At 72.9% G+C, this 6,819-nt stretch carries 9 protein-coding genes and 2 pseudogenes; 6 read left to right on the top strand and 5 right to left on the bottom strand.

The window, feature by feature from the left end; genetic code table 11:
• The 4 genes and pseudogenes from G3I65_RS48255 to G3I65_RS48270 all read left to right on the top strand — a co-directional run.
• Positions 1-464: pseudogene (locus G3I65_RS48255) on the top strand (hypothetical protein); the annotation flags it as partial.
• Positions 465-468: 4 nt separating this feature from the next.
• The gene (locus G3I65_RS48260) at positions 469-816 is read left to right on the top strand and encodes a helix-turn-helix transcriptional regulator (RefSeq protein ID WP_160702222.1); all 348 of its coding nucleotides are present in this window, start codon (positions 469-471) and stop codon (positions 814-816) included.
• Complete coding sequence (locus G3I65_RS48265) at positions 813-1,244, top strand: SRPBCC family protein (RefSeq protein WP_160702224.1); 432 nt, start codon at positions 813-815, stop codon at positions 1,242-1,244. Before G3I65_RS48260 ends, G3I65_RS48265 begins: the two co-directional genes overlap by 4 nt.
• Positions 1,241-1,672, top strand: a complete 432-nt coding sequence (locus tag G3I65_RS48270; protein ID WP_160702226.1) for a nuclear transport factor 2 family protein — start codon at positions 1,241-1,243, stop codon at positions 1,670-1,672. The genes G3I65_RS48265 and G3I65_RS48270 overlap by 4 nt, the downstream gene beginning before the upstream one ends.
• Here the strand turns inward: G3I65_RS48270 and G3I65_RS48275 are convergent.
• A complete protein-coding gene (locus tag G3I65_RS48275) occupies positions 1,632-2,576 on the bottom strand; it encodes an AraC family transcriptional regulator (RefSeq protein ID WP_160702228.1) in 945 nt (314 codons plus the stop codon). The two genes, G3I65_RS48270 and G3I65_RS48275, sit on opposite strands and share 41 nt — an antisense overlap.
• A gap of 82 nt (positions 2,577-2,658) precedes the next feature.
• On the opposite strand from G3I65_RS48275, the pseudogene G3I65_RS48280 reads away from it, so the two are divergent.
• Positions 2,659-3,344, top strand: a pseudogene (locus tag G3I65_RS48280) (NmrA family transcriptional regulator).
• 17 nt (positions 3,345-3,361) lie between these two features.
• Positions 3,362-3,814: a DUF1772 domain-containing protein gene (locus G3I65_RS48285; RefSeq protein WP_160702230.1), complete on the top strand. Its 453-nt coding sequence runs from the start codon at positions 3,362-3,364 to the stop codon at positions 3,812-3,814.
• On the opposite strand, the gene G3I65_RS48290 is transcribed toward G3I65_RS48285, so the two are convergent.
• From G3I65_RS48290 to G3I65_RS48305, 4 genes are read right to left on the bottom strand one after another with little or no spacing between them, the layout of a single operon-like run.
• Entirely contained in the window at positions 3,815-4,300 is a 486-nt protein-coding gene (locus G3I65_RS48290; protein ID WP_160702232.1) for a GyrI-like domain-containing protein, read from the bottom strand.
• Positions 4,300-4,635 (bottom strand): YciI family protein, encoded by a 336-nt coding sequence (locus G3I65_RS48295; protein ID WP_160702234.1) that lies wholly within the window; start codon positions 4,633-4,635, stop codon positions 4,300-4,302. The genes G3I65_RS48290 and G3I65_RS48295 overlap by 1 nt, the downstream gene beginning before the upstream one ends.
• A 1-nt stretch (position 4,636) precedes the next feature.
• Positions 4,637-5,428, bottom strand: coding sequence for an alpha/beta fold hydrolase (locus G3I65_RS48300; RefSeq protein ID WP_160702236.1), 792 nt, complete (start codon positions 5,426-5,428; stop codon positions 4,637-4,639).
• Positions 5,425-6,699 carry an RNA polymerase sigma factor gene (locus tag G3I65_RS48305; protein ID WP_160702238.1) on the bottom strand — a complete coding sequence of 425 codons (1,275 nt, stop codon included), beginning with the start codon at positions 6,697-6,699 and terminating at the stop codon, positions 5,425-5,427. The genes G3I65_RS48300 and G3I65_RS48305 overlap by 4 nt, the downstream gene beginning before the upstream one ends.
• Positions 6,700-6,819 lie beyond the last annotated feature (120 nt).

The following is a 6,819-nucleotide window of genomic DNA, read 5'->3' on the forward strand; positions in this document are numbered from 1 at the left end:
CGTTGGCCGGCGAACGCGCCGCGGCGATCGCGACACTGACCGCCGAGCTGGCTGCCGCCCACAAGGCCGCCGACGAGGAACGCGGCCGTACCGACGCTGTCGCCGCAAGGGCCGAGGCGGCCGAACGGCGCGTGGACGCCGTTCAGGAACGACTCGACGCCGCTCGCGCGGACCACGCCAAAGCCGTCGCGGCGCAGGAGGACCGCGCCCGGGTCGACGCCGAACGCCTGCGCGCCGGGTACGACCAGCGGCTCGCCGAGACGCAGGCCGCGCACGAACAGACCGTCCGGTCGATGCACGAGACCACCACGAACCTCGGCGCCGAACTCCGGGCCGCCGTGAGCCGAGGTGACGCGGCCGAGCGTGAGCTGACCCGGGTGCTCGCCGTCCTGCGCGACACGCCGGAGCTACCCGAAACACTTAAGCAGTTACTTGACCAACCGCCGGTCCCGGACGTAACTTAAGTAGATGCTTAACCATGAGGAGTCGCTGGACCTGGTGTTCCGCGCCCTGGGCGACCGGACGCGGCGGGCGCTGGTGGAGCGGCTCGTGCGCGGGCCGGCGTCGGTCAGTGAGCTGGCCGAGCCGCTGACCATGTCGCTGGCCGCGGTCGTGCAGCACCTCCAAGTGCTGGAGACCGCCGGGATCGTGCGGTCGGAGAAGGTCGGCCGCGTCCGCACCTGCCGGATCGAACCGGAGGTGCTGCGCGCCGGCGAGCACTGGCTGGGACGGCAGCGCACCACGTGGGAGGGCAGGCTCGACCGGCTCGGTGACTTCCTCGCCGGGCCGGGGACCTCGGAAGGGAGCACGTCATGACCGTCAAGCACGCCACCTTCACCCTCGAACGCACCTACCCCGTACCGCCGGAGCGCGTCTTCGCCGCGTGGTCGGACCCGGCCGCGAAGGTGCACTGGTTCGTCCCCGACGGCACGCACACCCTGGACTTCCGGGTCGGTGGCACGGAAACCGTCGACGCGCTCGGCCCGGACGACACGAAGCTGAGCGTCGTCTCGACATACCACGACATCGTCCCCGAGCGGCGGATCGTCTACGCCACGACGCTGAGCGGCGGGACCGCGCTCGCCACGGTCTCGATCACCACGGTCGAATTCGAAGCCGACGGCGACGGCACCCGGCTGGTGCTGACCGAACAGGGCACCTTCCTCGACGGCGCCGAGCAGCCGGAGTGGCGCGAGCAGGGCACGGGCGACTGGCTCGACCGGCTGGGCGAGGCGCTGAAATGACCGCCGCGCTCATCGAATCCCGGATCGCGGCCGTGGCGGCCAAGGACGTCGAGGCCCTCGTCGCGCAGTACGCCGAGGACGTCACGCTGTTCGATGCGGTCGGCGGGTTGTGCGACCGGGGACGCGACGCCGAACGGGCCCGGCTGACCCAGTGGTTCGGCGCCTACCGCACGGAGATCGGCCTGCGGATCCGGGACCTCGAGGTGGTCACCGGCGGCGATGTCGCGTTCGCGCACTACCTCTTCCAGGTCACCGGCACCATGACCGACGGCACCGAGGTGTCGATGTGGGTGCGCGCCACCGTCGGGTTTCAGCGGGGTGAAGACGGCTGGAAGATCGTGCACGAACACAGCTCGGTGCCGTTCGACGGCGCCACCGGGGAAGCCCTCACGACGCTGGTTCCCGCGTCCGGTACTGCTGCGGGCTGACGCCGAACTCGCGCTTGAACGCCGTGCTGAGGGCGAACGCGCTGCCGTACCCGACCTGGCGGGCCACCGAACCGATCGTGGTTTCCCGGTGCTGGCGCAGCAGGTCCGCGGCCAGCGCGAGCCGCCAGCCGGTCAGGTAGGCCATCGGGGTCTCGCCGACCGCCACGGCGAAGCGGCGGGCCAGCGCCGCGCGGGAAATGCCGGTGGCCGAAGCGAGTTCCGCGACCGTCCACGGTTCGGCGGGCTGGTGTTGCAGCAGCCGCAGCGCCTGGCCGACGACCGGGTCTTCGTGGGCGCGGTACCAGGCAGGTGCCGCGGTGTCCGGCCGGTCGAACCAGGCCCGCAGGGCCGCGATCAGCAGCAGGTCGAGCAGCCGGTCGAGGACGGCTTCCTGCCCCGGCACGTCCCGGCCGATCTCGGCGGCGAGCAGCGCCACCAGCGGGGTCGGCCAGTCGGCCGCCCGCAGCACGATCAGGGTGGGCAGGGCCGCGAGCAGCCGTTTGCTCAACTCGCCTTCCATCGTGTACGTCCCGGTGAGCAGCACGACCGGGCCGTCGGTGCCGTGGCCCCAGGTGCGGACGCCGAGACCGGTCAGCTCGGTGAGGTGCCCGCCGTCGGGCGTCCGGCACTCCTGCCCGGGCAGGATGATCGCCTGCGGTGGCGTCCCGGGCTGGTCGGCGACCAGGTACGGGTCGGGTCCGCGGGCGATCGCGACGTCGCCCTCGCCCATCGAGACCGCTTCGCCGCCGTCGGGCACGATCCACGCTTCGCCGCGGACCACGGCCACGACGGTCAGGGGTGCCCGGTCTTCAATGCGCAGCGACCACGGCGGGGTCAGGACCGAGCGCAGCAGGAAGGCGCCGTGGGCGCGAGGGCCGTCGAGGAGCGCGGCAAGCGGGTCCATGCGCCGAAGTGTAGACGCTGGAACATGCCATCGAGGTTCTGAACTATGGAGAGTCTCACTGTCGGCCGGTTGACTCAGTGCCATGACAACGAACTTCCTGGTGGTGGGCGGGACCGGGCGCCGCGTGGCGGAACGCGGCCTGCCGGTGCGGATCACCTCGCGGCGCGGGGCACCGCCGTTCGACTGGCGTGACCGGGAGAGCTGGAAGCCCGTGCTGGACGGCGTCGACGCTGCGTTCTCCGAGCTGGCCGCGGCGAGGAGGAAGCCGAGGCGTGCGAACGGATCGTGCGGGACGCCGGCACCGGCCGGACGGTCCGGCGGTGCAGCTGGTTCGCGCAGACCTTCAGCGAGCACTTCCTCCTGGACGCGGTGCGCGGCGGCGAGATCGCGCTGCCGGCGGGCACGGTGACGGAGCCGTTCGCCGACGTGGCGGCGAAGGTGCTCACCGAGCCCGGGCACACCGGGCAGCTGTACGAGCTGACCGGACCGCGGTTGCTGAGCTTCGCCGACGCCGCCGCCGATATTTCCGCCGCCTCGGGGCGGGATGTCCGCTATGTTCCGGTTTCCGCGGCGGAGTTCGCCGCGGGAGCGGCCGCGCAGGGGGTGCCGGAGGACGAGGTCGGCGCGCTGGTCGAGCTGTTCGGCCGGGTTCTCGACGGCCGCAACGCGTCGCTGACGACCGACGTCGAGCGGGTGCTGGGCCGCCCGGCGACGGATTTCGCGGACTACGCGCGGGATGCCGCGGCGACCGGGGTCTGGGCCCGGTGAAGGAGAAGGGGAAACCGATGTCCACTGTGGTGCTGGTGGCCGCGCTGGTCGCGGCCGGGCTGATCGCCGGGCTGTTCTACGCCTACGCCTGCTCGGTCATGCCGGGCCTGGCGCGCGGGGACGACAAGACGTTCGTCGAGGGGATGCGCGGGATCAACGTCGCGATCCTGAACCCGGTGTTCATGCTGACGTTCCTGGGCGCGCCCGTGCTGGCGGGCGGGGCGGTGTTCCTCGACACCGGCGCGCGGCCGTGGGTGATCGCCGGGTTCGCGTTCCTGGTGGCGATGCTGGTGATCACCGGGGTGGTGAACGTCCCGCTCAACAACGCGCTGGACGCCGGCGGTGACGACTACGCGGCGGTCCGGGCCCAGTTCGAGGCCGTGTGGGTGCGCTGGAACGTCGTGCGCGCGGTGGTGAGCACGGCCGGCTTCGGCTGCCTGGTCGCGGCCGTGCTCACCCGGCGCGGCTGATCAGTCGGCGATGCGGAAGAGCAGGTCGGTGACCCACTGGGCGGGGTCGGGCACTTCGAGGGGGTTGCTGCGCAGTACTTCCAGGCGGCAGCCCCACTCTTCGCCGTCGGGTCCTTCGCGGCGGTCCCAGTCGATGCCCTCGGCCGCGCCCCACTCCAGGACCGACGCGGTCGCGGCGGCCAGTCCGTCCGGGGCGCCGACGTAGGTGTCGAGGCCGTAGCGGCCCGCCGGAAGTTCGTCGGCGAACGCCGGGTCTTCCGCCTCGAAGCCGCCGTCGACGGGTACGCCGGCTTCGACGGTGAACCGCATCCCGGGGTGCAGCACGCGGTAGCGGAAGAACGGCGCTCCGGCCAGGGCGACGCCGTTCGCGGCGAGGGTCCCGATCAGGGGCGGCAGCCGGTCGGCGATGCGCGGGAACTCCGGGATGGTGACGGTGGCGCGTTCGGCGACGTACCGCTGGGCCGTCCGCTCGACGATCGCGGGCATCAGGCGAAGTCCTCCGGGCCGAGCATGGGGCGGACTTCGATGCTGCCGTAGGTGGCGGCGGGGTGCTTGGCCGCGATCTCGAGGGCTTCGTCGAGGTCGTCGCACTCGATCACGACGAAGCCGCCGATCTGTTCCTTGGCCTCGGTGAACGGCCCGTCGGTGAGCAGGACTTCGCCGTCGCGCACCCGGATGGTCGTGGCTTCCGACGGCGGGCGCAGGCCACCGCCGCCGTGGATCTTGCCGCGGCGTTCGAGGTCCTCGCCCCAGCCGCCGCAGCCGTCGTTCTGGTGTTCTTCGGCGCTCTCGTCGCCGGCGATCATCAGCAGGTACCGCATGTCAGCATCCTTCCAGGACGGCGCGCAGGCGCGAGGCGAAAGCGACCGGCTCGGCCTGGAAGCCACCGTGGTCGCCGGGGAACAGCTCGGCGGTGAGCCCGAGATCAGCGGCCAGCCCCAGGCCCGATTCGTGGGCGGGCAGGCCGGCGGACTTCTCCCCGACGCCGACGACCAGCCGCGCGGACGTCGCCCGCAGCGCGTCGAGGTCGGGCTCGTAGGCGCCGATCGCGGCCATCAGGTGCCCGAAGAAGTAGGCGAAGTTGCCTTCCATCACCTTCATCTGGGCGAGTTCTTCGGGCGTGGGGTCGGTGGGCGGGGCGATGTCGAATCCGGCCATCTCCATGAAAGCGGCGATGGCGGCGCCGATGCCGTGCTCGCGGTAGATCGCCGGGATGTCCGGGCCGTCGAGGACGTCGGGGCCGAGGTAACGCGTGACCGGCGGTTCGTGCAGCACGACGGTGCGGACCTGGCCGGGGTGGCGCACGACGTGCTCGAGCAGCGTGATCGCGCCGCCGCTGCTGGCGAGGACGTCGGCGGGACCGACCTCGGTGAGCAGGCGGCGGACGTCGTCGGCGTGTTCGCGGATGGTGTCGGAGCCCGGTTCGCCGTGCAGGGGGCTGCGGGAGATGCCGCGGGGGTCGTAGGTGACGACGGTGTGGTCTTCGGCGAGGATCGGGCGGATCGGGGCGAACATGGTGGAGTCGGCCGCGCCGCCGGGCACGAGCAGCAGGACGGGGCCGCTGCCGGTGACGTCGTAGGTGAGGGTGGCGCCGGGCACGTCGAGGGTGGTCATGGGGTCTCCTCCGGTCGGGGTTCGTCCACCCGACGAACGGGAGCTCCCGGGAAAGACAGCGTCTCCGAAATCCTCCGCGTGAGGTAGGCGCGCTCGGCGTCGGTGGGTGCCAGCTCGCGTGCGGCGGCGTACCACCGGGCGGCTTCGTCGTGGCGGCCGAGGCGGCGGAGGAAGTCGGCGCGGGTGGCCGGCAGCAGGTGGTAGTTCGGCAGGTCCAGGTCGTCGAGCAGGGCGAGGCCGGCTTCGGGGCCGTCGGCCATGCCGACCGCGACGGCCCGGTTGAGGTCGACGACGGCGCTGGGGACGAACTTGCGCAGCTCGCCGTAGAGGCCGGCGATCTGCGGCCAGTCGGTGTCGGCGGCGCGGGCCGCGGTCGCGTGGCAGGCGGCGATGGCGGCCTGGATCTGGTACGGCCCGGGCCGGCGGCGGCGCAACGCGGTCTCCAGTACCTGCGTGCCTTCGGTGATGCGCTCGGTGTCCCAGCGGGCGCGGTCCTGCTCTTCGAGCGGGACGAGCTCGCCGTCGTCGCCGACGCGGGTGGCGCGGCGGGCGTGCTGGAGCAGCAGCAGCGCGAGCAGGCCGAGTGCTTCGGGTTCGTCGGGCATCAGCCCGGCCAGGACACGGGCGAGGCGGACGGCTTCGGCGGCGAGGTCGGGGCGCTGCAGGTCGGGTCCGGCGCTGGCGGAGTAGCCCTCGTTGAACGTCAGGTACAGCACGCCGAGCACGGCGTTGGTGCGTTCGGGCAGCAGGTGCGCGGGCGGGACGCGGTAGGGGATGCGGGCGTGGCGGATCTTGCGCTTCACCCGCACGAGCCGTTGCGACATGGTCGCTTCCGGGACGAGGAAGGCGCGGGCGATCTCTGCGGTGGACAGGCCGGCGAGGGTGCGCAGCGCGAGCGCGACCTGGGCTTCGGTGGCCAGCGCGGGGTGGCAGCAGGTGAAGATCAGCCGCAGCCGGTCGTCGGTGACGCCGCTGTCGTCGTCGGGTGCGGGTTCGCCGGGGACGTGCACGCGGGCGGCCTCCTCGAGCTTGGCGGCACCGACGGCGTCACGGCGGAGCCGGTCGGTGGCGCGGTTGCGGGCGGCGGTGGTCAGCCAGGCGCCGGGCTTGCGCGGGACGCCGTCGCGGGGCCAGGTGCGCAGGGCGAGGGCGAACGCCTCCTGGGCGCACTCCTCGGCCAGGTCCCAGTCGCCGGTGACCCGGATGAGCGTGGCCACGACCTGGCCCCACTCGTCGCGGAACGCTTCGGCGACCGCGGTTTCGACGTCCACCTCGTGCTCCTTCCGCCGGTTCACCCACCCGACGAACGGGCGGGCCCGGGACCGACAGCGGCGGCGTGGCAGGCGCCGAACCCCTCGGCGCGCGCCACGATCCGGCCGCCCTCGACGCGC

It is taken from the genome of Amycolatopsis sp. SID8362 (assembly GCF_010550475.1).
In the GTDB taxonomy this organism is placed as follows: Bacteria; Actinomycetota; Actinomycetes; order Mycobacteriales; family Pseudonocardiaceae; genus Amycolatopsis; species Amycolatopsis eburnea.